The sequence below is a fragment of the Dyella acidiphila genome (assembly GCF_014863405.1).
GTDB classification, from domain to species: Bacteria; Pseudomonadota; Gammaproteobacteria; order Xanthomonadales; family Rhodanobacteraceae; genus Dyella_B; species Dyella_B acidiphila.
Genome location: NZ_JACZZA010000010.1, coordinates 146186 through 170944, shown reverse-complemented (window position 1 = coordinate 170944; position 24759 = coordinate 146186). Strand labels below are relative to the sequence as shown.

Annotated in this window: 24 protein-coding genes; 13 read left to right on the top strand and 11 right to left on the bottom strand. The window is 61.9% G+C overall.

Going from position 1 to position 24759, the window contains the following annotated elements:
- Positions 1-58: 58 nt before the first annotated feature.
- The 4 genes from IGX34_RS16145 to IGX34_RS16130 all read right to left on the bottom strand — a co-directional run bounded on the left by IGX34_RS16145 (position 59) and on the right by IGX34_RS16130 (position 3308).
- Complete coding sequence (locus IGX34_RS16145; protein ID WP_192556750.1) at positions 59-787, bottom strand: TorF family putative porin; 729 nt, start codon at positions 785-787, stop codon at positions 59-61.
- 176 nt (positions 788-963) lie between these two features.
- Positions 964-1323 (bottom strand): c-type cytochrome, encoded by a 360-nt coding sequence (locus IGX34_RS16140; protein WP_192556783.1) that lies wholly within the window; start codon positions 1321-1323, stop codon positions 964-966.
- A gap of 69 nt (positions 1324-1392) precedes the next feature.
- Complete coding sequence (locus IGX34_RS16135; RefSeq protein ID WP_192556749.1) at positions 1393-2745, bottom strand: cytochrome C; 1353 nt, start codon at positions 2743-2745, stop codon at positions 1393-1395.
- A 50-nt stretch (positions 2746-2795) separates the two neighbouring features.
- Positions 2796-3308 carry a cytochrome b gene (locus IGX34_RS16130; RefSeq protein WP_425598802.1) on the bottom strand — a complete coding sequence of 171 codons (513 nt, stop codon included), beginning with the start codon at positions 3306-3308 and terminating at the stop codon, positions 2796-2798.
- 299 nt (positions 3309-3607) lie between these two features.
- Between IGX34_RS16130 and IGX34_RS16125 the strand changes: the two genes are divergently transcribed.
- From IGX34_RS16125 to IGX34_RS16085, 9 genes are read left to right on the top strand one after another with little or no spacing between them, the layout of a single operon-like run.
- Positions 3608-4045 carry a sugar 3,4-ketoisomerase gene (locus IGX34_RS16125; RefSeq protein ID WP_192556748.1) on the top strand — a complete coding sequence of 146 codons (438 nt, stop codon included), beginning with the start codon at positions 3608-3610 and terminating at the stop codon, positions 4043-4045.
- The gene (locus IGX34_RS16120; protein ID WP_192556747.1) at positions 4030-4695 is read left to right on the top strand and encodes an acetyltransferase; all 666 of its coding nucleotides are present in this window, start codon (positions 4030-4032) and stop codon (positions 4693-4695) included. The genes IGX34_RS16125 and IGX34_RS16120 overlap by 16 nt, the downstream gene beginning before the upstream one ends.
- A gap of 5 nt (positions 4696-4700) precedes the next feature.
- Entirely contained in the window at positions 4701-5633 is a 933-nt protein-coding gene (locus tag IGX34_RS16115; RefSeq protein WP_192556746.1) for a hypothetical protein, read from the top strand.
- Positions 5620-6555 (top strand): GNAT family N-acetyltransferase, encoded by a 936-nt coding sequence (locus tag IGX34_RS16110; protein ID WP_192556745.1) that lies wholly within the window; start codon positions 5620-5622, stop codon positions 6553-6555. Before IGX34_RS16115 ends, IGX34_RS16110 begins: the two co-directional genes overlap by 14 nt.
- A complete protein-coding gene (locus IGX34_RS16105) occupies positions 6555-7667 on the top strand; it encodes a DegT/DnrJ/EryC1/StrS family aminotransferase (protein WP_192556744.1) in 1113 nt (370 codons plus the stop codon). Before IGX34_RS16110 ends, IGX34_RS16105 begins: the two co-directional genes overlap by 1 nt.
- Positions 7664-8914 carry an O-antigen translocase gene (locus IGX34_RS16100; protein WP_192556743.1) on the top strand — a complete coding sequence of 417 codons (1251 nt, stop codon included), beginning with the start codon at positions 7664-7666 and terminating at the stop codon, positions 8912-8914. The genes IGX34_RS16105 and IGX34_RS16100 overlap by 4 nt, the downstream gene beginning before the upstream one ends.
- Positions 8911-9837 carry a glycosyltransferase family 2 protein gene (locus IGX34_RS16095; RefSeq protein WP_225737515.1) on the top strand — a complete coding sequence of 309 codons (927 nt, stop codon included), beginning with the start codon at positions 8911-8913 and terminating at the stop codon, positions 9835-9837. Before IGX34_RS16100 ends, IGX34_RS16095 begins: the two co-directional genes overlap by 4 nt.
- The gene (locus tag IGX34_RS16090) at positions 9834-10970 is read left to right on the top strand and encodes a hypothetical protein (protein ID WP_192556742.1); all 1137 of its coding nucleotides are present in this window, start codon (positions 9834-9836) and stop codon (positions 10968-10970) included. The genes IGX34_RS16095 and IGX34_RS16090 overlap by 4 nt, the downstream gene beginning before the upstream one ends.
- Positions 10971-10981: 11 nt before the next feature.
- Positions 10982-11794, top strand: a complete 813-nt coding sequence (locus IGX34_RS16085) for a Wzz/FepE/Etk N-terminal domain-containing protein (RefSeq protein WP_192556741.1) — start codon at positions 10982-10984, stop codon at positions 11792-11794.
- 47 nt (positions 11795-11841) lie between these two features.
- Here the strand turns inward: IGX34_RS16085 and IGX34_RS16080 are convergent, their stop codons facing one another.
- The 7 genes from IGX34_RS16080 to IGX34_RS16050 form a co-directional block, all read right to left on the bottom strand.
- Positions 11842-12282, bottom strand: a complete 441-nt coding sequence (locus IGX34_RS16080) for a hypothetical protein (protein WP_192556740.1) — start codon at positions 12280-12282, stop codon at positions 11842-11844.
- Positions 12283-12550: 268 nt separating this feature from the next.
- The gene (locus IGX34_RS16075; protein WP_192556739.1) at positions 12551-13366 is read right to left on the bottom strand and encodes a hypothetical protein; all 816 of its coding nucleotides are present in this window, start codon (positions 13364-13366) and stop codon (positions 12551-12553) included.
- An 18-nt stretch (positions 13367-13384) separates the two neighbouring features.
- Entirely contained in the window at positions 13385-14005 is a 621-nt protein-coding gene (locus tag IGX34_RS16070) for a hypothetical protein (RefSeq protein WP_192556738.1), read from the bottom strand.
- Positions 14006-14079: 74 nt separating this feature from the next.
- Positions 14080-14532 carry a hypothetical protein gene (locus tag IGX34_RS16065; RefSeq protein WP_192556737.1) on the bottom strand — a complete coding sequence of 151 codons (453 nt, stop codon included), beginning with the start codon at positions 14530-14532 and terminating at the stop codon, positions 14080-14082.
- A 142-nt stretch (positions 14533-14674) separates the two neighbouring features.
- Entirely contained in the window at positions 14675-15322 is a 648-nt protein-coding gene (locus IGX34_RS16060; protein ID WP_192556736.1) for a hypothetical protein, read from the bottom strand.
- Entirely contained in the window at positions 15319-17655 is a 2337-nt protein-coding gene (locus tag IGX34_RS16055) for a M23 family metallopeptidase (RefSeq protein WP_192556735.1), read from the bottom strand. Before IGX34_RS16055 ends, IGX34_RS16060 begins: the two co-directional genes overlap by 4 nt.
- Positions 17656-17662: 7 nt before the next feature.
- On the bottom strand, positions 17663-20212 hold the full coding sequence (locus IGX34_RS16050; RefSeq protein WP_192556734.1) for a type VI secretion system Vgr family protein: 2550 nt from the start codon (positions 20210-20212) through the stop codon (positions 17663-17665).
- A gap of 259 nt (positions 20213-20471) precedes the next feature.
- On the opposite strand from IGX34_RS16050, the gene IGX34_RS16045 reads away from it, so the two are divergent.
- Genes IGX34_RS16045 through IGX34_RS16030 form a run of 4 tightly spaced genes read left to right on the top strand, consistent with a single transcriptional unit; the run spans position 20472 to position 24744 of the window.
- Positions 20472-21281: a class I SAM-dependent methyltransferase gene (locus IGX34_RS16045; RefSeq protein ID WP_192556780.1), complete on the top strand. Its 810-nt coding sequence runs from the start codon at positions 20472-20474 to the stop codon at positions 21279-21281.
- Between the two features lie 5 nt (positions 21282-21286).
- Positions 21287-22513 carry an amidohydrolase family protein gene (locus IGX34_RS16040; RefSeq protein WP_192556733.1) on the top strand — a complete coding sequence of 409 codons (1227 nt, stop codon included), beginning with the start codon at positions 21287-21289 and terminating at the stop codon, positions 22511-22513.
- Positions 22513-23211, top strand: coding sequence for a class I SAM-dependent methyltransferase (locus IGX34_RS16035; RefSeq protein ID WP_192556779.1), 699 nt, complete (start codon positions 22513-22515; stop codon positions 23209-23211). The genes IGX34_RS16040 and IGX34_RS16035 overlap by 1 nt, the downstream gene beginning before the upstream one ends.
- A gap of 21 nt (positions 23212-23232) precedes the next feature.
- Entirely contained in the window at positions 23233-24744 is a 1512-nt protein-coding gene (locus tag IGX34_RS16030) for a B12-binding domain-containing radical SAM protein (protein ID WP_192556778.1), read from the top strand.
- The last annotated feature ends 15 nt before the right edge of the window (positions 24745-24759 follow it).

Genomic DNA, 24759 nt, shown 5'->3' with positions numbered 1-24759 from the left:
TAACCCAAAGGGCTTCACCGCTTAAGTGCCGTATCGGCGCCGAAAGGTTGCGTTTGAGTCAGAACGACCAGGAAACCGTGCCTACCCAGGGGGCGGCGGCAAGGCTGCCGGTCTGCCGGGCGATGTTGGAGGTGGTGGCGATCCGCTGCAGCTCGACCTGCCAGGGGCCCCAGGCCCAGATCAGGCCGAGCTGGCCATAGCCGTAGTATGAGCTCACCCCGCCATAGCCGTAGTCATAATAATGATGCGCGCCGGGCCACGGGGGGCGGCTGGTGACCAAGGTCTGGGTGATGCCGGCCCCGGCGGCAAGCGACAGATGCCAGGGCAGCGGCCAGTGGAAATCCAGGTCGGCGGCGCCGCGCGGGTGGTGGTCGTCGCCGCCGGTCAGGGTGATCGCCGACAGGCCGAAACTCAGCACATCCCGGTACATCCAGTTCACGCTGGCCTCGGCGCGGTTGTAGGCGCTGGCCCGGGTATTGCCGGAATAGCCGTAGTACGTAGCGTCGGCCTGCATGCGCCAGTCGTCGGACAGCGTCCAGTAATGCCCGAGCTGGGCCAGGCCCTCGCTACGGTCGGGCGAGCGCAGCTGGGTGCCGATCGAGACGCCTGCCATCCAGCCGCCGGCCGAACTCCAGTTCACCGCACCCTGCAGGATCGGCGTCACCGGGGTCAGCGCGATGCCGCGGTCGACCAGCTGGGAGCTGAGCGCCACCGTGCCGGCAAAATTGCCGGTCTGCGCATGCAGCGGGCCGGCCAGCAGCAGGGTGGCTACCAAGGCGACACGCACGCCAACGGCGCCATGGCCGCGCCTGGACCATGACGTTGCTGTCCCCGGACATCCTCGTTGGGGGCTGTTGTGCGGCATCACTTCATGTTTCGACTGACCATGCCCGATGGTTTCATCCGGCAGCCGCTTTTTATAGACGATCCCTCAAGGCCGGGGAACGTCATAAGCGGCTGTCATCAGTGCACCGTGCTCAGATAAGTGATGAGATCCTCCAATTGCTTGCTGTCGCTGAGCCCGTCGTACTTCATCTTGGTGCCCGGATTGGCCTGCTTGGCCGGCTGCGACAGGTACCAGTGCAGCTTGTCGGCGGTCCAGTTCCAGTGCGCCTGCTTGAGCGCATCCGAGTACGCGTAATCCGGCGCTGTACCGGCCGCACGCCCGACGATGCCGAACAGGCTGGGGCCTTTCTTGTTGCGTCCTTCCTTCACGCTATGACATTCGGCGCATTCGGACTTGAAGACATCGGAACCGGCGCTGGCGTCGCCGGCGTGCGCAAAAGGGGAGGCCAGCACCCAGCTGGAAAACACGCCCGCCATCACCATGCGCCCAAGCCGGCGCCGTAAAACCGAGTTGCTCACGCTTTCACTCCTGTCGATGTTGTTTTTTCAGAACGCCACGCTGGCGGAAACCAGGAAGGCATCCAGATCCTTCGCATCGGTAACGACTGCGCCGGACGCCGGGTCCACGCCGAAAATATTGGTGCTGCTGCCGTTGAACTTGTTGAAGCGGAACCAGGTGGCAGCCAGCTTGAGGTTGGCCATGGCGGTCAGCGAATCGTCCTTGCCAAACGGCGTCCAGAACACGGTGAAGGTGTTGCTGGAGGTATCCGGTTCGCCGTACGGCTGGAAGCGCACCACGTCATGCGTGCCGGTGCTGACCAGATGCGCAAGCACCACGCCGTAGCTCTGCTTGAAGGTGTAGGAGAGCGTCAGGGTCTGGTCGTGCACGGCGCCATTGGTGAGTGCGAGCTGGCCGGGCAGCACGCCGGTGGGCGTGGTGGCATAGCGGCGGCGCTCCAGGATGTTCACATAGGCCAGCTGCAGGATGTTTTCCTTGGTGCCGAGGAACTGGTAGGTGAAGTCGTAGCCCAGGTCGGTCAATTGCTCGGTGGGACCGATGCGCGGCAGCTGCCGCCTGGTGGTCAGCGCCACTGCGCCCACCGAAAAGAACTGGCGCTTGAAATCGCGCATGTACATGAAGCGTGCGTAGCCGGTATCGCTGAGCTTGCCCGGGTCGCCGGAGATGCCGTAGCCGAGGTGATCCTGCATCGAGGTGGGCAGCGCGTTGTAGGTGCCCAGTTCGCCGTACCAGTTTTCGTTGTACAGCGCGTACACGCTGGCGCCGATCACGCGATGCGCCAGCGTGTTGGAGCTGGACGGGTTGAGCAGGGTGCCCGACACCGTGGGCGGCCCGTTGGCGGTCGCGCCCGGCAGGTCGCCCACCGGATCGGCGAAGCCGGGATTGTTGTTGACGGTGACACCGATGGTTGCGCTCTGCTCGCCGAGCTTTACGTCCTTCACCGCAAAGCGCAGGTCCATGTCGTTCAACTGGGTGCTGAACTTGCCGCTGCCGTTGTTGAGCGACTGCACCTTCACATAGCCGCCGATCTGATCGGTGACGCGCCCGGCCAGATACAGATCCGCCTCGCTCAGGTCGGTAGTGCTCTGCCCCTGCTTGGGCACATAGCGCATGCCGGTGATCTGCATGGCAGCCGGAATCTTGAAGCCGTTGCCATCGGTATCGGTGTAGCCATTGGCCTTGAAGCGCATGCCGTAAGGCGTCAGTGCGGGGCCATAAGCGCCGGCATGGCAGTCCGCGCAGGCATTGCCGGTCTGGCGCGCATACGCGGGCACCGCCTGCGCGGTATGGCTGGCGAACAGCGGCAGCGCGGCCAGGCCATACCACCACGACGGGTTTCTGGGCCGGCGCGGCGCGCGTCGGTTCAGAGCAGAGGACATGCGATCTCCTTGGCTTGCAGCGGATATGGCGGTAAGGGACAGGTGCCGGGTCATGGGCGTGAGCGCGCGGGCAGCATCGAGCGCAGTACACCGTCCCTGCGCACGAAGTGATGCCATAGCGCGGCGCCCACATGCAGCAGCACCAGTGCGAGCAGGGCCCAGGCGGCATCCACATGCCAGCCCTGCAAACTGTCGGCGAGGTCTTCGTCGGCGCCGACCAGCGCGGGCAGGGTGAGGCCGAAGAAATGCACCGGCTTGTCCTGCGCATTGCTCAGCGCCCAGCCCAGCAGGGGCAGGGCGAGCAGCAGGGCATACATGGCGATATGGGTAAGCACTGCCGTCAGGTGCAGCAGCCGCGACATCGGGCCGGGCTGCGGCAGCTTGCCGGCGCGAATGCGCGTCACCACCCGGATCACGAACAGCATCAGCACGAACAGGCCGAAATGGCGGTGCCCTTCCAGCAGCCATTGGCGCAGGGCGCGGCCGGAGACCTCGTCGCGGGTGAGGATCAGCGCCGCCGCGCAGCACAGGCACAGCACGGTGAGCCAGTGCAGCACGATGATGCTGCGCGGACGCCGCACGACCGTACCCTGATCCAGCGGGTGGGGCGATCCGCCCGCGCGGGGTAATGCAGCGCCGCTGTCCTGTGGCGGGCGTTCCGTGTGTTCGGACATGATCTTGCGCGGCGCTGCCATCGATCCTTTCCCCGAGCTGCTAGCGAAAACAAGCCTTTGCGCTTGAGTGCCGGCTGTTCCGGGAAAGGTTGTGCGGCGGGGCGGATTTTTTGTGACGCAACCTTCCGCCAGCCGGCCGGCACTCAGTTGCAACAGTGCTTCCTCCGGAAACCCGCGCGGCCACGCCCATGCAAATCGAACGCGTCCAACTGCAACAGCATGGCGACGACCGCGGCATGCTCGTCGCCCTGGAAAAAGATCGCAACGTGCCATTCGAAATCCGGCGCGTGTATTACATTTTCGCGACCCGGAGCGAAGTGCACCGCGGCCAGCATGCTCATCGCCATCTCAACCAGCTGGCGGTGTGCGTGCGCGGTTCGGTCACCATCATGCTGGACGACGGCAGCGGCCCGGTGGAGGTGGTGCTGGACGATCCCTCGCAAGGCCTGCTGCTCGGTCGCATGGTGTGGCGCGAGCTGTACAACTTCAGCGACGACTGCGTGCTGATGGTGCTGGCCGACCAGTTCTACGACCCGGCCGACTACATCGCCGACTACGACGAATTCCTGCGCGAAGTGCAAGGCGGCGTGTATCAGGGGGAACTGGTCGCATGCCAAAGCCGCTAGTCCTGGTCGGCGCGGGCGAGTTCGCGCAGATCGCCTGCGAATATTTTCGGCACGACAGCGACTACGACGTGGTCGCCTTCAGCGTCGAGCGCCAATACCTCACCCACGCCACGTTGGCCGAGTTGCCGGTGCTGCCCTATGAAGACCTGGAGGCGTATTACCCGCCTTCGGAGGTACAGCTGTTTGTCGCCGTGCCGGCCAGCCAGCTCAACCGGCTGCGGGCGCGGCTATACCAGGACGGCAAGCGCCGCGGCTACCAGTTCGCCACCTATGTGAGTTCGCGCGCGTTCGTGTGGCGCAACGCGGAGCTGGGCGAAAACAGCTTTATCTTCGAGAACAACGTGATCCAGCCGTTCGTGCGCATCGGCAATAACTGCATTCTGTGGAGCGGCAATCACGTCGGGCACCGCACGGTGGTGCACGATCATGTCTTCGTCGCCTCGCATGCGGTGATTTCCGGCTACTGCCAGATCGGCGAACACAGTTTTGTCGGCGTCAACAGTGCCTTCAACGACGGCGTGAAAGTGGCTGAGGATTGCGTGATCGGCTCCGGCGCACTGGTGGTGCGCGATACCGAACCGGGCAAGGTGTATGTGGGCGCGCCGGCACACGCGCTGCCCGATCGCTCCAGTCATGACGTAAGGCTGTAGCGCGCATGTTCGCCTGGAGCAAACGGGGGCTGGTATTCGATCCCGCGCGGCATGGCGTGGGCGGCTGGATGCGTCATTCGGCCTTGACGCCCACGCCTTATCAGCTGGATGCGCGCACCATTCGCGTCTATGCCGGCTTTCGCGATCTGGAAGGGGTCAGCCGCATCGGTTACGTCGATGTGCGAACGGACGATCCGACAAAGATCCTGCGCGTCAGCGCCGAGCCGGTGCTGAGCCTGGGCCGCGGCGGCTGCTTCGACGACAACGGCATGATCCTCGGCGACATCGTGCCGGGGCCGGGCGGACTGCACATGTTCTACGTTGGCTTTCAGCGCGTGGCGCGGGCCAAATTCCTGGCGTTTTCCGGGTTGGCGGTTTCCGACGACGGCGGCGAACAATTCCGGCGCGTGCAGGAAACGCCGATACTCGATCGTGCTCCGGGGCGTAGCACCATCGCGGCGATTCATTCGGCCATGTATGAGAACGGCCGCTGGCGTCTGTGGTACGCCGTCGGCGACGACTGGGAAGATATCGGCGGTCAGCCATATCCGCGTTATCACATCCGCTATGCGGAAACGGCGGATCTCAACGCCATTCCGCGCCAGGACCAGGTCTGCCTGCTGCCGCGCGGCAGCGAATACCGCATCGGCCGGCCGCGCGTTTATCGCCTGGACGGCCGCTACTTCATGTTGTTTACGCGCGGCAATCTCAATGGCGAATATTTTCCCGGCATGGCGTCGAGCGAGGACGGCATCCACTGGCAGCGCTGCGACGAGGCGCTGGGCCTCGCGCTTTCCGACAGCGGTTGGGATTCGCGCACCTTGTGCTATCCGGCGCTGATTCCGCGCGACGAGCGGCTGCTGATGTTCTACAACGGCAACGATATGGGGCGCGACGGTTTTGGCGTGGCCGAAGGCGGTGTGCATGTTCACGCTTAAGCCTTATGCGCCGACCGACGCGTTGGCCTGGGATGCACTGGTGCGGCAGTCGCGCAACGGCAACCTGCTGCACCGGCGCGGCTATATGGACTATCACGCGGACCGCTTCGTCGATGGCTCGCTGATGATCGAGCGTGCCGGCGAGCTGCTGGCGGTGTTTCCGGCCAGCATCAAGGATGGCGTGGCCAGCAGCCATGGCGGCCTTACCTATGCCGGCCTGATCAGTACGCCCGCGCTGCGCACCGAGTGGACGCTGGAAGTGCTCGAGCGCATCGGTCAACACTATCGCGCGCTCGGCATGCAGCGCCTGGTCTATAAGGCCGTGCCGCATGTCTTTCATAGCTATCCGGCGGAAGAGGATCTGTACGCCTTGCACCGGCTGGGCGCCACGCTGACGCGGCGCGATGTGTCGTCGGTGGTGGCGCTGCGCGCACCGCTGCCGTTCAACGACGGACGGCGGCGTGCCGTGGGCAAGGCGCGGCGCGCCGGCATGCAGATCCGCGCCAATGGCGATCTGCAGGCGTTCCATGCCTTGCTGTCGTCGGTGCTGGACGAGCGCTACGGCGTGGCGCCGACCCATAGCCTGGAAGAACTGCACCTGCTGCAGTCGCGCTTCCCCGCGCAGATCGTGCTCTACGAAGCGCGGCGCGAGGACGCGATGCTGGCCGGCGTGCTGGTCTACGACTTCGGCCATGCCGTGCATACGCAATATCTGGCTGCGTCGGAAGAAGGACGCCAGGACAACGCGCTCAACCTGTTGCTGGCCGAGCTGGTCGAGCAGGTGTATGCCGATCGCCAGTATTTCTCCTTCGGCATTTCCACCGAGCGCGAAGGGCAGGTACTCAATGGTGGCCTGATCACGCAGAAAGAACATTTTGGCGCACGCGCGGTAGTGCACGATTTCTACGAGTGGGTGCTGTGATGGACGTACCCTTTCTCAGCCTCAAGGACGTCAATGCGCGCTACGCCGATGAGCTGAAGGCGGCCGCGGCGCGGGTGATCGACTCGGGCTGGTATGTACTGGGCCAGGAAGTGAGTGCATTCGAGCAGGAGTTCGCCGAGTACTGCGGCGTGCGTCATGCCGTCGGCGTCGGCAATGGGCTGGACGCGTTGGCGCTGATCCTGCGTGCGTACAAGGAGCTGGGCGCGCTGCACGACGGCGACGAAGTGATCGTGCCGGGCAATACCTTTATCGCCAGCTTGCTGGCGATCAGCGAGAACCGCCTGGTGCCGGTGCCAGTGGAACCGGACGCGGTCAGCTTCAATCTCGATCCGGCGCGGGTCAGTGCGGCTGTCGGTCCGCGCACGCGTGCGATCATGGCGGTGCATCTGTACGGGCAGCTCGCCGACATGCCGGCGCTGAGCGAACTGGCGCAGCGCCATAACCTGTTGCTGATCGAGGATGCCGCGCAGGCCCATGGCGCCATGCGCGACGGGCGCCGGGCCGGCGCGTTCGGGCATGCGGCCGGCTTCAGCTTCTTCCCGGCCAAGAACCTCGGGGCGCTGGGCGACGGCGGCGCGATCGTCACCGATGACAGCGTGTTGGCGGCGCGCATTGCCGTGCTGCGCAATTACGGCTCCGACGTGAAATACCGGCATCTATACCAGGGCGTCAATTCCCGGCTGGACGAACTGCAGGCAGCGCTGCTGCGCGTGAAGCTGCCGTATCTCGACGAGGAGATCGCACGCCGCCGCCAGGTGGCACTGCGTTATCGCGCAGCCATCCGGCACCCGGCGATCCAGCTGCCGTCCACACCGCAGGAAGAGCGGCATGCCTGGCATCTGTTCGTGGTGCGCTGCCGCCAGCGCGACGCCCTGCAGCAACATTTGCTGGCGCAAGGTGTGCACAGCCAGGTGCACTACCCGATCGCACCACACCGGCAGGCGGCTTATCCGTTGCTGCACGGGTTGCAGCTGCCGCTGACCGAGCAATTGCACGATGAAGTGCTGAGCCTGCCGATTGGGCCGGCCATGCGCGATGAAGACGTGCAGCGGGTGATCGACGCCTGCCAGAGCTTCCCGGAGCCGGCATGAGCCTCGTACGCACTGGCTTTTATTCGGGCATCGCCACCGCCGCGCGGCTGCTGGCGGGCCTGGTGGTGATCAAGCTGGTGGCGTGGTTCGCCGGCCCCGAAGGCGTGGGCCGGCTGGGGCAGTTCATGAGCCTGATGTCGCTGCTGGCGGTGCTGGCCGGCGGCGGCATCAGTGCCGGCGTGGTGAAGTACGTGGCCGAATACCGCGACGATGCGCAGAAGCTGGCGCGGCTGTTGTCGGCAGCGTTGTGGTACGCCCTGTGCGCATCCTGCCTGATGGGCGTGGCCGCCTTGCTGATGAGCGGGCAACTGGCGCAATGGCTGCTCGGCGATGCCCGCTATGTGAACCTGATCCGCGTGCTGGCGATCGCCCAGCTCGGCATTGCGCTGGCCAACTACATGCTGGCGGTGATCAATGGCTTTATGGATGTGCGCCGGCTGGCCTGGATCCAGGTGCTGGGCTCGGCGCTGAGCGTGCTGATGGTGCTGGGTCTGTCGCGCTGGCTGCATCTGTACGGTGCGCTGCTGGCGCTGGTGCTGGGGCAGTTGCTGCTGCTGGCGGTAGGCCTGCCGGTGTGGTGGCGCAGCGCGTATTTCCGCCGCAGCATGCTGCGGATCCGCTTCGACCGCGAGATGAGCCGCAAGCTGGCTGCGTTCTCGCTGATGAGCCTGACCTCGGCCCTGCTGCCGCCGCTGATCAATATCGCCGTGCGCAATCACCTGGCGCAGCAGTACGGCTGGGAGCAAGTGGGCTACTGGCAAGCGGTGAGCAAGATCTCCGATGCCTACCTGCTGTTCCTGACCACCGCCATCAATATTTACTATCTGCCCAAGCTGGCTGCCACCCACGCGCGCGATGCGCTGGGCGCCGAATTGCGCAATGCCTACCGTTATCTGATGCCGGCAGTGATCGTGCTGGCCGCTGCGGTCTACCTGCTGCGCGACTGGATCACCCGCCTGCTGTTCAGTGCCGACTTTACGGGCGCCTATGCGCTGTATGCGCCGCAGCTGGTCGGCGACGTGATCAAGATCGCATCCTTCATGCTCTCGTACCTGATGCTGGCCAAGGCGATGACGCGGCTGTTCGTGGTATCCGAGTGCGTGTTCGCGCTGAGCTATCTGGCCCTGGTCTACGTGTTTACCGCCTGGTTCGGCCTGATCGGCGCGATGTATGCGTTTGCGCTCAATTACCTGCTGTACTTCGCCTTCAACGTGGTGGTGGCGCGGCGTTACCTGGGGGCGTCATGAGCGAATCGATGCCGCTGGTCTCGGTGCTGATCCCGGCTTTCAATCACGAGCGCTTCGTGCGCCGCAGCCTGGACAGCGTGCTGGAAGACCCGTATCCGGCCAAGGAAATCGTGATCGTCGACGACGGTTCCACCGACCGCACCGCCGATGAGATCGAAGCCTGGATCGCCCGCCACGGCCACATGCTCCGAGTGGAATATGTGCGCCGCGAAAACCGCGGCATCGCCGCCACCCTCAACGAGCTGGCAGCGCGTGCGCGCGGGGAATTCCTGCGCCTGGGCGCCAGCGACGACTATCTATTGCCAGGCGGCCTGGATGCGCAGGTGCGCTATCTGCTTACGCACCCGCGCAAGCGCGCGGTGATCGGCGATTCCATCGTGGTCGACGGCAGCGGCAAGAAGCTGCACGAGAGCGGCATGCGCGATCTGCACGGCGCCGACAAGCGCCTGTACCGCAGCGACGACGGCATCCGCCGTGCCGTCATCACGCAATGGGCGATCGGTGGTCCCGTGGCCTTGCTGCGCAAAGACGCACTGGAAACGGCCGACCGCTGGACCGAGGGCCTGCGCATCGACGACTGGGATTTCTTCCTGCGCCTGGCGGCGTGCGATGCATTGGGCTTTATCGATGTCAGCGTGTGCGCCTATCGCCTGCACGGCAACAATGTCAGCAAGACCCGCCATGCGGCCACGCGTATCGTCAATCTGAGCGAATCGCGGCACGTGGCCTTGCGCCGTGCCAGCCTGTTCGACGAGCCCTGCCGCAGCTTGCTGCGCGCACAGGCGCATTACATCAGCGCCAAGATCGCCTTTTTGCAGAAGCGTCCGGCCAGCGTCGCCCTGCATTTGCTGGCGTTCGCACTGCTGCGCACCACCTCGAAGCTGCGGCTGCCGTCGCCCAGCGCACGCCTGGAAAAGGCATGACGCTGCTGCGCCTGCCGTCGGCCTATCTGGGGCTGCCGCTGCTGCTGGCCTGCGGCGTGACCTTGCTGTGCTTCGATCTGCCGGGCGATTACCTGCAGGGCGTGCTGCTGCTGGCGGCAGCCGGGCTGGGCATTCTGCTGTTCGACCTTGGGGCGGGAACACGACTGCCGCCGCTCGCCCGCTTTCGCCTGCGCGGTTATGCGGGCACACGCGAATCCTTTGTGGCGCTTGCCTATGCCGGCGGCGTGCTGCTGTTTTGTGCGCTGGACCTGGCGCTGTTTCCGATTCCGCTGATCAGCGACCCTTCCTCCTACGCCACCATGGAGGGCGGCCACGAACATATCCGGCACGTGTCGGATATGTGCTGGACCCTGCCGGTGATCGGCTTGCTATGCGTGCGCAACCGCTGGCTGCGCTACGCCCTGATCCTGGTGGGACTGGCCTTTCCGGTGCTGGTGATCGATCGCAACCGCATCTTCGCTTCGCTGTTTTCGCTGGCCATGGTGCTGGTGCTGCGCCGCGACGAGGCGCGCCCGCTGCCGTGGAAAAGCATGTTGGTGCTGGGCCTGCTGGGAGCCACCGCGTTCTCGGTGCTGGGCATGCTGCGCTCCGGCTCGCTGGATACGGTGACCCTGCCATTCAGCGCCATGTACCGCGCCGCGCCGCAGGGCGTGAAATGGCTGCTGCTGTATATCAGTGCCGGTCCCTACAACTTCGGCGCGATCCTGGCCAAGCACTACGTCAACGCGACGTTTCTGATCAACCAGCTGCTGCCGATGGCCGGATCGGTGGCCACCGCCGGCACCGACATCCCGCTGGATGCTTCCAATATCAATGTCGGCACGGAATTCCTGCCGTTCCTGATGGCCTTGGGGCCGGCCGGTGCATTGGGTTCGATCCTTCTGCTGTATGCCTTGCTGGCCTGGAGCGTGCGGCGCCTGTATCCGACCGTATCGCTGTTCGGACTGCTGATCTTTCTGCGCGTGAGCTATGTGTGCCTGATGTCGCCGTTCGCGCCACAGGCCTACACCTGGACCAATGCGGGTTTCATCGTGCTGTGCCTGCTGTTGCAGTTGCTGGCGGCATGGCTGCCCAACCGCAATGCTGCCGCCGCGTCTTCGTCTATTCCATGAGTCAGGCAACTATGCAACGAGATGATGTCTATCTGATCGATATGTGGCGGGTACTGCTGCGCGAGTGGCGCTGGTTCCTGGCCGGTCTGCTGCTGGTGCTGCTGTGCACCGCGGCATTTCTGCACACCACGAAGCCGCAGTGGCAGGCCAATGCCTGGATCCAGATCGGCCAGGTCAGCGACGCCCCGCAAGGGCAGGACCCGAAAGTGGAGCCGCCGCAGCGCGTGATCGAGCGCCTGCAACTGTTACCGTCGCAGAATGCAGTGCTCGACAGCATCGGCATCGGCGCGGGTACCCCCGCCGGCCAGCTGTATCGCGCAAGCATGAAGCTGGAGGCGATGTATTACGCCGGTCCGCTGGTGAAATTGAGCGTGCGCGCCTATTCGGCGCAACAAGCCGGCGAGCTGGCCAAGGCCACCGTGACCTGGCTGCAATCGGTGCATCGCGGAATGGAAGCGGCGCCGCTGCAGCTTGCACATGCGCGCCTGGACGAGATCCAACGCGCCTTGCAGGAGGCGACTACCGAACGCGACCGCCTGCAGCAGTCCGCGGCGCAGAGCAAGGACAACGTAACTGCCGCATTGCTGCTCAGCCACAGTGACCAGATCCGCGAGTTGCAGCAGGCCCGCGCCGAACTGCAGATTCGCCTCAGTTCCGCCTATACCTACGACACCGCGCTGATGTGGCCGGTGTACGTGCCGGAATACCCGGTATTTCCCAATCCGTCGCTGACCTGGGGCCTGGGGCTGCTGCTTGGGCTGTTTCTCGGCACGTTGGTGGCGATTGCCAGGAACACGCTGCGGCGTGAGTTGCCGCGCGCGTAAGCGCCAGGCTCGATAGCTCGCAGCCACCTTGCGCCATTTCGTGCGCGTCAGGGCGAGGCTGCCGTGCCGGATGAGACCGGATTGACGGATTGATCCACAAACTCAATGGTCTTCAAAACGGCCATGATCTTTGGCAGCGTGCTGGAGGAGGGTGGGGAGTTGAGATTTCTGACTTGCGTCTGTCCACAGAGCACTTGCGGTCCGTTGCTCTGGATCAGGCAGAAGTTGAAGAATCGCTGCCTGCGATCTTCGTCACCGTATATCTGGCTATAGGCGATACCTTTTCCTGTCCAGTTTTTCCCGGAAAAGTCGTAAATTTTTAAATGCTGATCAGGGTAAGAGATGGCGTTGGAGTTTTCGTCAATCCAATTCTCCCGGACGAGGCGTGCACCTGGCTGACTATAAATGTCATCTTGTGAAGCTGCAGTGTGGTAACTGAGGCCGAATCCCCACCCATTTGGATTGCCATTCGCGTTGGCATAGAACATATACGTGCCATTGTCGTATTTCTGCCTCGGGACCGCTTTAATGCGGAATTGGCACCTTCCTTCCGTGTAAACGGTGTCGGAGTCTGGCTGTTCCGATATGAAATTTTTTATGCTGGATGAGGATGTTGTCGCCGGTACGCATCTGTCGCGGCTAATATGCTCCATATCAACCATTTAGCTAAAGCAATATGCTTCATGGATGTACAACGCTGGTGAGTTTGTTGTTGGAGGAAATGGAAAAAGCGTTGAAAGTGAGGCGATCGATACGTCATTTCTCATTAGGTTTGGTCGAGCTCGTCGGTTGTTGATCAATGAATTCGACGGTTTTGAGGACGGACAATATTCTGGATTGAATGAGTGCGGGGATGGCAGTGCCAGCCGCTCCAATGCTTGTATGCCCGCAAAGTGCTTGCGATCCACGCGTTTCCACAAGGCAGTATTGGAAGTAGCGCTGCCGAGTTTCTGTGGCTCCAGTAGTTTCGTCGTAGGCGGTACTTATTCCGATCCAGTTTGCGCCGATAATTTTTTTGGCCTCGAAATGCTGTCTGGGCTCAAATGGGGCATTTGTACCGGCCCATATCCACTGTCCATTGATCTGCTTTGCGGCTAACAATCCGTCAAGCTTGTCCTGTGTTGCGTCAGTCTCACAGGTAATGGGAAAGCCTTGTCCCATATAGGGTGCTTGATTTTCTAGAAATGCATAGCTGCCATCGGCATAGATGCCTAGTCCGGTGGAATTTGCGATTTTGAAAATGCATTTTTCAAGCTTGTAGATCTGTGAGGTTGATGATGATTCTGGCTCGCTGACCGCGGCATGCAAGCGTATGGCAGTGGTCGTGGCAAACAAAAAAATAAGAAACGTTAATTTCTTCATGAGCGGCTCGGTGAGTAATTTTGTGGCATTACTTGTTTTCGCTATGGAAATGGCCAGGTTAGGTTTCCGAATGCCAGTCTTGAAGGTCCTGAAGTCGCGAGTAATTAGGCGAGCCAACTCGCAGCCGGATCTTTTGGGATGCTGGAAATTTTTCACGCGGCCAGATGATCGTAGTGGCGCTTCACGCATACAACTTGAGGCTAATTCCATCGTTTCTCTATCTTGCAGTCAGTGTGATGCCGCTGTGCCTGAGGTCGGCTTGACGGATTGATCCACAAACTCAATGGTCTTGAGGGCGGCAATGATCTTTGGCAGCGTGCTGGAGGATGGCGGAGAGTTGAGATTTCTGACTTGCGTCTGTCCGCAGAGCACTTGCGGTCCGTTGTTCTGGATCAGGCAGAAGTTGAAGAATCGCTGCCTGCGATCTTCGTCACCGTATATCTGACTATAGGCGATACCTCTTCCTGTCCAGTTTTTCCCGGAAAAATTGTAGATTTCAAGATGCTGATCCGGGTCAAAAGGAAATTTGGAATTTTCGTCAATCCATTTTCCTTCGACAAATTTCGCACCTATCTGATCGTTAATGTCATCTTTCGTTGCGCCTATATGGCAGCCGATACCAAACCCCCAATGTACTGGTATGTCCTTTGTTGGATCAAACATGTACATCCCGGTGTCGTACCTTTGTCCCTTTACTGTATTGCTATAAAATTGACAGGCGCCTATCACGTGAATATGGCTGATTTTTTGGGTTGAAGAGTGGCCTTTGTGTGCTTTTGGTGAAGACTGCCGCGCGAAGATGATGGTTGCGCCAAGCAGAATGGCTTGAACAACAAAAAGGTTATTCATGAATGTTTCGATGCATGGCTTTGAGGTGCGCCGACGGGCAGCTACGTGCATTTGGCTAGTCAATGAGGATGCCACTATTTGCTATTGTATTGCTTAACAAACTCTACGCTCTTAAGGATGGTCAAGACGTCATACATGATATTTGTCGATGGCTTGGCGAGCGTCATTACTCCTAGATGCCCGCAAAGGATTTGCGTGCCATTCGTTTCGAGAAGACAGTATTGAAATATTCGCTGGCGAAAGTCTTCTTCCCCAATATTTTGGTCGTAAGTGGTTGCTATTCCTCGCCAATTTGTGCCATTAAATTCAATTACTCTGAAGTGTTCATTGGCATCAAATGGTGTGCCAGTGTTTGCCGAAACCCAGTGGCCATTCAGCTTCTTGGCCGAAAGTTGACTATCGATGTCGTCTTGTTGGGAGCCGGTGTAGCAATAAATAGGAACGCTGAATTCTCGGTCTCCTGTGGGAGATGAGTACACGCCGCCTTTGATGGCTGAGGATGTGTCGACAGTAAACGATCCGCTCATGAGGTTATTTATATTGAATATGCAATTTCCAGTGTTGTAAATAGATTCAGTTGATTGGTGGTGGCTTGAAATAAGTGCTTGAATCATAAAATTATAAATATTTATTTTTAAATTAGATTTATATGTTATTGCGTATTACATATCAGTTTTTGGCTGCTGTGCCCGAGATGGCGGCGTGGTCGACAGATTGATCCACAAACTCAATGGTCTTCAGGATGGCCATGATCTTTGGCAGCGTGCTGGAGGAGGGCGGGGAGTTGAGGTTTCTGACCTGTGTGTGTCCACAAAGCACTTGCGGTCCGTTGTTCTCGATCAGGCAAAAGTTGAAGAATCGCTGCCTGCGGGCTTCGTCTCCGTATATCTGGCTATAGGCGATACCTTTTCCTGTCCAGTTTTTCCCGGAAAAATTGTAGACTTCAAGATGCTGGTCCGGATCAAAAGGAAGTTTGGAATTTTCGTCAATCCATTTTCCATTGATGAGCTTCGCGCCCACTTGACCGTCAATGTCATTTTGCGATGCGTTGGCATGGCAGAGTAATGGGATAGACCAATTCTCTGTGCCAGATGGATAGTATCCTGCACTCTGAAAAGAACTGGTGTTATGCACGGATACTGTTACGCCTTTAAGAATGAGGCGAAAATGACATTTTCCAGGGGAAAAAATTGGGCTAAGTTTCTCGATTTGGCTATTAAATGAGTGCGGTGTGTTGGGCATTATTTTTACAGACTGTTGCGTGTAGGCAACGGACGTCAAAAACAAAAGGCTTATAGAAAGAAAAATATGTTTCATGGGCGTCTCGGCATATAGCCTTCGGGCACGGAGTTCATGAGGCCATGAATATTCGGGAAATTTGGCGTGTCCAGTAGTAAGGCTTGGCAAATGTTGTACGCCTGAAAGCGTGCTACAACGCCGTTGACGCTTTTGTAAATTGTGGAAGGATGCCCAATGTTGACTGTTGCCGCTACGTTTCCCATGCCTGTACTGGTGTAGTAATGCACTGTTGCTTTTAAACGGGTCCTTCCTTTCACGTATGCTTGCGTGTGGTCCTCCGCTGTGATGGATTTCAGTATGTTGAAGGGCTTGGTGTCGGCGAATGGGGCGGCGTGCGTCCATGCCCAGTACGCGCAGGCGCAGTCGGTCGACAAATCCAATCTTGTGTCATCTCCTAGCTCACGCCGCCATTTCTTCATTTTTGTCGCTGAAACCTGCGACTCTATGGCTTCCAAGGGAGTATTTGACCTCTGTGTATTGGCTTGCTTGGCCGCCGTATTCAGGGTTTCCGCGAAATTTTCGTCCAGGGCATTTCCAATGTATCGCCAGTACTTGATGTAGTTGTGCGGCCAAGTGAGTTGCAGGAAGCCTCGGCCATCCCAAGGCCAGTATCTTGCTGTGGGGTTATTCTCGTAAATGGATGTAAACCAGGTAGTTTCCTGCATGGCGTTGGCGTAGAACGCGGCCATGCGCAGTGGCGTGACAATGCCGTAGCGGCGGCAGGCTTTGTTTAATTCGACTCGGTAGTTTTCGATCGTAGCGACAGGGGCGATTACCGGCTCAGAGACCCAGGCGCCTTTACTTGGTCGTACTGCCGTCATCGGGAACAATTGAATCATCTCGTTAAGACTCAACCACCCGCATCGCCGGAACATCCTGATAAATTCCGTCGGATGGAAGTGCCAGTGATTGGCATCGATGCCGAGCTTTGCATCCTCCCAAAAACACAGGGCCTCGCCGTGTGCCTGGAACTTGGGAAAATCCTGCTTATGAAGATAGGGGCCGGCCAACGGTCCGCCATCGGCTGGTGTCTCGGTGGTGAGCCATTGCCAGCGTGTTGCGAAGCTGGCCTTTTCCCATTCGGTGGTGAACTTGCATACCGTGTACGACAGGCGCGATAGCACGGTCTTGTCCGTCAGGCGATCCATTGCACGGACCAGTCGGTAGGTTGCCGGGTCCGACATGGCAGTGCCCTGTGCCTGGGCGGCCGGCATACGTGATGTATCGCTGCCTTGCTGGATCAGCTCCAGCAGTTTGTTCGAGTGGCAGCGGCTGTCGGAGTGGGTGTCATCGTCGATTACATGCCAGCCGCGCCACGGCGGAAAGTCTGCGTCGCTGAACACGCGAACGCCATTTGCATGCAGGTTTACCCAGCCCTGGCCGTCCGGAAAAGCTACACACCGCCAGTGGGGTGCGTCGGCGGGGTTGAGGGTCTCGGGGTCGAGCACGCGGGCCAGGCGTAGTAATTGTTGCAAGGCGCTGGCAGCGGGGATGGCAGCAGCCTTTGCTGTCCGATATGCGCCGGCCAGGGTGTTTGCCCGCTCGTAAAGCGCGTAGTCGCCGCCCGGCTCTTGTACGGGTGAGCCGACGATGCTGCCATCTTGCTTATAGGTCGTCAGTTCGATGCCGCCTTGCTGGTGGGTGCATCGGATACCTATGTAATAGTCTTCCGCGCTGACATGGAGCGGTGCGAGCGATGACGGTACATCCGTGGCCGTGGCAGCTGGTGCCTGGGCATGGAATACCGCTCCGGCCGGCAGATGCACATAGACCTCGCCGAACAGGGCGCTGGCCCGTCCGTCCTGCGTTTCGTCCAGCGGATCGGCAGATCGGCCCACCAGTGAGGCCAGATTGTGGTCGTCGCAGATGATCTCGAAGTGGATCTGATGGTCCGTGCCATCGATGCTGCCTGCTTCGCCTAGCTCGTCTTTGCGGTAGATCGGCTTGTCTGGATCGACGCCGGCGGCGATCTTTTTCAAATGCAGCGTGATTGAAAAATACGTAACGCTGATTCCTTCGCCGATTTCGGTGGCGTGCTTGATGATCACGCAGCCGCTATCGCACCAGCCGTTGTAGCCGAGCGGATCGGCATCCATGGTCTCCTGCGAGTCCGGTTTCTTTTTAGGTTGGCGTACGTAAGCCACCGTGCCATCGGCAATCGCACGGACCGGTTGATGGCCATTTCCATCGATACGCGGCGCGGTCAAATGCAGGCCGCCGTGCCAGGTCATATGGCGTGCAAGGGGGAACGCTCCTTCGCCGAAGCCCTGATTCCTCATGGCCGTGGGCAAATAGTTGTCGTCGGGATCCGTGGCGTCATGCTGCGGAAGAAAAGGTGGGCTGATCAGCATGCAAGGCTCATCGCGAGAGAATGAATTTGCTCTGGCCTTGCGCCAGGTCGTCTGGGAGCGCCAGTAACTGCGAGGGTTCGCTGCGCCGCTCTTGCCATTGCGGCATCCCGCTTTTCACCGTGAAATTCCCCGGACACGCAAAGATGATGTTCGGGCCTTCCAGTGTCACCGTGCTTTGCCCCGCCTGCAGCACGATCTTGTCTTTGGCCAGCACCTCGATGCGATCGGTGGTGGAGGTGACGGTGACGGACTGGTCGGCCAGGATCTGCATCGCATCGGTATGCGCTTCGATGCTGACTGGGCCGTGGTTGGCGATGACATTCATGCCGCCATCGGCGGTATAGAGACTCACGGCATCGCCGGTGGCGGCACCGATGGTCGCTCCGGCAGCCAGGTGCATATCGCGCTGGCTGGTGGTGTGCAGATGGTTGCCGGCGAAGGCAGCGGCGCTTTGCGAGGAAGCAAGCACCATCGATTGCGGGGCTTCGACCAGGATCACCGGTTGCGCAAAGCGTTCGACCGGATCGCCGCCGCTGCGCTGGTTGTCGGTGGGCTTGGTGGCGGCCAGACCGTTAACGTCGCCGCTGTATTTGCCGTTCTTGCCGGGATCGATCGCCTGCTGCAGGGCGGTTTGCGCCGGATTGGCGGCAAGACCGTTGGCCTTGGCCTGGGTGGCGGCGCTGTCCAGGCGTTGTGCGGTGGCGGCTGCGGCGTTGAGTTGGCTGACGGCGCCGGCGGCATCCATCTGGGTGGATGCGCCTTGTGCTTGTTGCGCGCCCGATAGCAGCAGGCCTTCGCCGGCGCGCACGATCGCCCAGCCACGGGTGATCAGCTCGAAGCCTTCGCCCCGATAGGCGCCGCGCCGGTTGCCATGCTGATCGATCAGATAGCCCAGGTTGAGCGAGCTGTCGGCGACGCTGCTCGATAGAGCATGGCGCAGCTGGCCGCTGGCATCGTCCAGCACCCATTGATTGCCGGGCCGGCCATCCAAGGTTTGCGTCTGCACGCCGCTGAGCGTGCCGGGATGGTTTGCCGTGCTGTTTTCGCCGGCGGAGAACGGCGGCAGGTTTTGACCGTTGTAGAGCTGTCCCACGATCACCGGCTGATCGATATCGCCGTGATCGAATTCGATCAGCACTTCGGTGCCGATGCGTGGCAGGAAACTATGGCCATGCGCGGCGCCGGCCGTCGCTTCCGCTACGCGCACCCAGGTACCGGAACGGTGATCGCCGGGCGCATGCCCCTGCGGATGGCCCGCACTGGCCGTATCGGTAAGCCCACCCGGTAGCGGTGCCTCGCCACGCTGCCAGTGGAACTGCACGCGTACTTGATGCTCGCGATGGCCGGTGAGTGTGGTTTCCGGCATGCCCACCACCACCGCGACCGAGCAGCCGGGTGCGGTGGGTTTGTCGCGATAGGCGGGCGCAACAGCTGTGTGGGCTGGAATGGCGACGAAGCGATTGCGGTAGGTGCCGCGGTCTTGCACACCGCGGTCACGCAGGTGGGTCACCGTGATGCCGAGGTTGTTGCTGGCGATGTGCTCGATACGCAGCGGCACCAAGGCATAAGCGTTGAGGTCCGGATGTGCGGTGAGCGTGTAGCGCTTGCCGGCCTCCAGCGTACGTACCGAGCCTTCGGCGCGATGGGTATGGGCTTCCATGCGCAAGGCGGCGAGGCGATGCCGGGCAAAGTGCTGCGCCTGTTCGGTATGGTCGAAGCGCTTGCTGCGATCCGCTTCGAATACCTCCCGCGATGGCAGCGGCGGCGCGCCGGGTGCCGGCGGCGTGCAAACCCGTGCCGCAATGCTTCGGACTTGTTCGGGGCGCCAGCTTGCCGTGGCCACCGCGTCGGGCACGAGCTTCTTGCACTCGGTAAACAGGGTGATCGCGTCGCTGGTTTCGGTGGCATCGACGCGATAGAAGCGGATGCTGTCCGGCGTGCCGCCAGGCAGGCTGGCCTGGCTGTCGAAGATCACCAGGGTATGGCCGGCGCCTTCGCTGTCCTCGCCCTGGTCGTGTTCGAAGCGATAGGACAGGCCTTCTTCGCCGAGCAGGCGATGTACGAAGTCGTAGTCGGTTTCGCGGTACTGGGTGCAGATCGGGCGCTGCCGCAGGCTGGCGGTCACCTGGGTCTGGCACTGCACTTGCGGATAGTCGGCGAAGATCGTGGTGACCACGTCGAGTGCGGTCTGGTCCTGAAAGATCAGCGCATTCCGGCGCAGCTTCAGAAATGCCAGGCTCGATTCCATCACCACGCGATAGCGTGCCAGGCCGCCGTCGGCACCCAGCGAAGCGGCATGTGTGACATAGCCGTGCCAGTAGCGGCGACTGCCGTCGGCGGTGGCCACGCCCAGGCGCAGCGGCTTGCCCAGCAGCTGGGTGAGGTCGAGAAAGGCCGATGCGCAGACGCAATCGAGATCGAAGCGGAAATTATCGTTGACCGCTTCGTGGCCATGGAGCTGTTCGACAATCAGGCCATCAATGGCTGCGTCGAGCGTGATAAAGCGGGTGGTTTGCGACAGCAAGCCCAGCCACGCCGATACATCCATGCCTTCCATGCGCGATTCCTTGGCGTATTGCCGGCCTTGCGAGGCGGCGTGTGGCCCTGTCGCTGGATCGTAGGCCGCGTGCCGCAGGTGCCGATATCGGTCCAGGCCGCTCTCCCGTGAAGGCTTTGGCCTGCGGCACCCTTCGGAATCGGCCCGGGCCCTGCCAGGGCAATCCCTTAAACCAAATCCCGGCCTGCCGGTACTCACGCAGGTGCCGCCTATCGGCGTAGCGGGGATCGAAGTGAAGCTTGAAACAGCCAACCGGGCGATGACGCTGGACCAGACGCAACTGCTCGAGACGCAGCGCGCTTTCGACAGTGTTGCGGCCGACTATGACGGCCCGCGCGGCAATAACGAACTGATCCAGCGCATGCGCCAGAGCCTGTGGGACACCGTGCAGCGCGAGCTTCCACCCGGCTCGCGGCTGCTGGACCTGGGCTGCGGCACCGGCATCGACGCGGCGGAATTCGCCCAGCGCGGCTATCAGGTGGTGGCCAGCGACTGGTCGCCGCAGATGGTGGCGCGCACGCGTGTCCGCGCCGAAGCAGGGCAGCTGGCGTCGCGCCTGAGCGCCGTGCATGTCGGCATCCATCAGCTGGACCAGCTGCAGGGCGAGTTCGACGGCATGTATTCCAACTTCGGTCCGCTCAACTGTGCGCCGGAAATGGGCGCCGTCGCGGCCGAATGCGCACGCCTGCTGCGTCCCGGCGGCAAGCTGGTGTTTTCGGTGATCGGCCGGATCTGCCCGTGGGAGGTTGGTCATTACGCTCTGAAGGGCCGCTTCAAGCGCGCACTGGTGCGCGCCGCACGCGGTGCCACGGCCGTAGGTATGAACCGCCACACCATCTGGACCTATTACTACCTGCCGCGCGAGTTCTACCGCGCCTTCGCACCGCACTTTGCGCTTACCGAATATCGCGCGCTGAGCCTGTTCATGCCGCCGCCGTATCTGGTCGATTACTACCGCCGCCGGCAGGCCTGGTGCGAGCGGCTGGGCCGGCTGGACGATCGCTTCGGCGCGCTGCCGCTGCTGCGCGACATGGGCGACCACTTCCTGATCGTGATGCAGCGGCGCTGAGCGGGATGGACGCGCTAAAGGCCCGCACGAATGCCACGCTGAGCCATGCCGCGGTGATGACTCCGGCCGGCCCGGTGCATGCGCCGCTGCCGATTCGCGACGGCTGCATCGATGCGGCGGTAGCGTCCTGGGCGTATCGGGTGGACTTGCGCGATCACCTGATTTTTCCGGGCCTGATCAATGCGCACGAGCATCTGCAGGTCAATGCGATTCCGCCCCTGCGCGGGCATGCGCCGTTTGCCAATAGCTATGCGTGGATCGATGCGTTTCAGGCGCATTTCGAAGATCCGGCGGTGATCGCCGCGCTGCAATGGCCCAAGGCCTTGCGCCTGCGCCACGGTGCACTGAAGAACGTGCTGGCCGGTACAACTTGCGTGGCGCATCACGATCCCTGGCATCCGGCGCTGGATGCCGACGATTTTCCGGTGACGCTGCTGCGCGACTACGGCTGGAGCTATGCGCCCGGCTGGCCAGGGTATGGGCCGCCGCTGCAGCCGAGTTTTGCGGCGACGCCGGCCGGACGACCGTGGCTGATCCATCTGGCCGAAGGTACCGACGAGGTCGCCGGCAACGAGCTGGCGCAACTCGATCAACTCGGTTGCCTGGCGGCGCATAGCGTGCTGATCCATGGCGTGGGTCTGCGCGAGGCGGATATCGAGCGCGTGCTGGCCAGCGGCGCGGCCGTGATCTGGTGCCCGGCCAGCAACCTCGCCTTGCTTGGACGCACGCTGGATCCGCGGCGTCTTGCAGCGGCCGGCCGCCTGGCGCTGGGCAGCGATTCGCGCCTCAGCGGCGCGCGCGACCTGCTCGATGAACTGGTCGGCGTGCTCGATCGCTATGGCCTGAGCCCGCAGCAATTGCTGGAACTGGTGACTCTGCGCGCGGCCGAGATCCTGCGCTTGCCTGCGCATGGACATCTGGCGCCGGGCGCGCCGGCCGATCTGGTGATCGTGGAAGACCAGGGCGGCGATCCGGTACGCAGCCTGATCGGCATCCGGCGCAGCCAGCTGCGCGCGGTGGTGCGCGATGGCCTGCCGCGCATCGCCGATCCGGATTTCGCCGAATGGTTTGCCATTGCCGGCGTGGAAGCGGTACCGGTGCTGCTGGACGGCAAGCCGAAACTGCTGGCCAGGGACTTGGCCGAACCCGCGCTGATGGCGCTGGAACCCGGGCTTGAGCCCGCCTCGCCGAGCCGCGAACAGCTGCCGGTATTCGCCAGCGGGTGGCACTGATGCGTTGCGCGGCGACACTGGAACCGGCCGAAGGCTATGCATTGTGGGCGCAGCACTATCCGGCGCATGCGCACAATCCGGTGATGCAGGCGGAACAGCGCGCCATGCTGGCGCTGCTGCCGCCCAGCCTGCACGGCTGCAACGTGCTCGATGCCGGTTGCGGCAGCGGGCGCTACATGCTGCACGCGGCGCAGCGCGAGGCGGCGCGGGTGATCGGCATCGATCTGGCGCCGGCCATGCTGCGCCGGGCCGAGGCCGAATTGGCGGCACATCGTTTCGATACGGCCATAGCGCTGGCGCAGGGCAGTGTGACAGCGCTGCCGGTGGCTGATGCCTGGGCCGATATCACCCTCTGCGGTCTGGTGCTGGGGCATCTGGAGCAGTTGCACGAAGCGCTGCGCGAACTGCATCGCGTGACCCGTCCCGGCGGGCGTGTGCTGTGCAGCGATGTGCATCCGATCGGTCCGGCACTGGGCTGGCAACGCGATTTCAAAGCCGGCGGCCAGCACTACGCGGTGCGCCACACGCAACATCTATATAGCCACTGGCATGCCGCCTGCGCGTCGCTGGGGCTGGCCATCGAGCATGTCGCGGAGCCGATGCTGGATCCGGCCGACATTCCCGCCGATGCGCATTTCGACCGAATCGCGCTGCAAGTACCGGTGGCGCTGGTGTTCCAGCTTCGACGCCTGCCCTGAGCGCACTGCATGCCTGACACGATGACCTCCACGCCCCGCACGCTGCTGATCAATCCCACCATCACCTCGCGTTCCAGCGCGCGGTTTCCCTTGTCGCTGCTGCATCTTGCCGCTGCGGTGGATCGCCAGGGCAGCAGCGAGATCATCGACGGCAATATCGAGCGCGATATCACCGGCGCCACGCTGCAGATGCTGGAGCAGGGCGGTTTCGATGCCGTGGGCGTCAGTGTGATGGGCGGTCCGCAGATGGCGCCGTCGATCGAGGTGTCCAAGGCGATTCGTGCGCGCTTTCCGGCGCTGCCGATCATTTGGGGCGGCTATTTCCCCACGCTGTATACCGATACCGCGCTGGGCGCGCCGTATGTCGATTACGCCATTCGCGGGCAGGGCGAGGAAAGCCTGCCCGAACTGCTGGCCGCGCTCGGCCGGCCGCAAGCGGAGCTGGGGCGCATCGGCGGTCTGTCGTGGAAACAGGACGGCGTGATCGTGCATAACCCCAACCGCCGGTTCTCGCTCGGCGACAACGGGCTGGTGCTGCCTTACGACAAGCTTGGCGATCCGCGCCAATATCTCGCACGTACCTTTTTGGGGCGGCGCACCGCGGCGCATCAGGCGGCGATCGGTTGCCGTTTTCGCTGCACCTTCTGCGGTGTGGCGGCGATGTTCGGCGGCACCACCCAACTGCCGGCCGCGGCGCGGCTGGAACGCGACCTGAGCTATCTCAAATACGAACTCGGCGCCGATTCGATCCAGTTCTTCGATCACAACTTCTTCGACCGCGAAGAAGACATGATTCCGCTGCTCGAAGTGATGGCCAAGCTGGAAATGCCGTGGTGGTGCTACGCGCGCTCGGACGCACTGCTGAAGCTGTCGGAAAGCACCTGGAAACTGGTGCGCAAGAGCCGCCTGCGCATGGCCTACATCGGTGCCGAATCGCCCAGCGGGCAGATGCTGAAGGAGATTCGCAAGGGCACGCGGCCGGACCAGACCTTGCAGGTGGCCGAGCTGTGTCGGCGCAATGGAGTGATTCCCGAGTTGTCGTTCATGGTGGCGCCGCCGGAAAACACCGAAGCGGAAACCGTGCAGACCTTCGAGTTCATCCGCGAACTGAAGCGGATCAATCCGGAGTCGGAAATCATCGTCTACATCTACACGCCGCTGCCGGAAAGCAGCCGGCACGAAAAAGACCGCGCCAAGCGCCCCGGGCAGGTATTGCGCGATATCCATGGCGAGCCGGTGGTGTTTCCCGGTACGCCGGAGGAATGGATGCAGCCGCAATGGGTGAACTACGCCTGCCACGCCGATGCGCCGTGGCTCGATGACAAATTGCGCAAGCACATCCACGACTTTGTCACCGTGTTGCGCTGCCGCTTCCCCACCGTGCAGGATCTGCGTTCGCCGCCGTGGGCCAAGCGCGGCCTGAGCGCGATGGCGGCATGGCGCTATCGCCATCGCAAGTATGACCGTCCGTGGGAACTGAATCTGGCCAATCGGCTGGTGAAGCTGCGTCTGCCGCAAGTCTCGGGGCTCTAGCGTGCACGTTGCGCA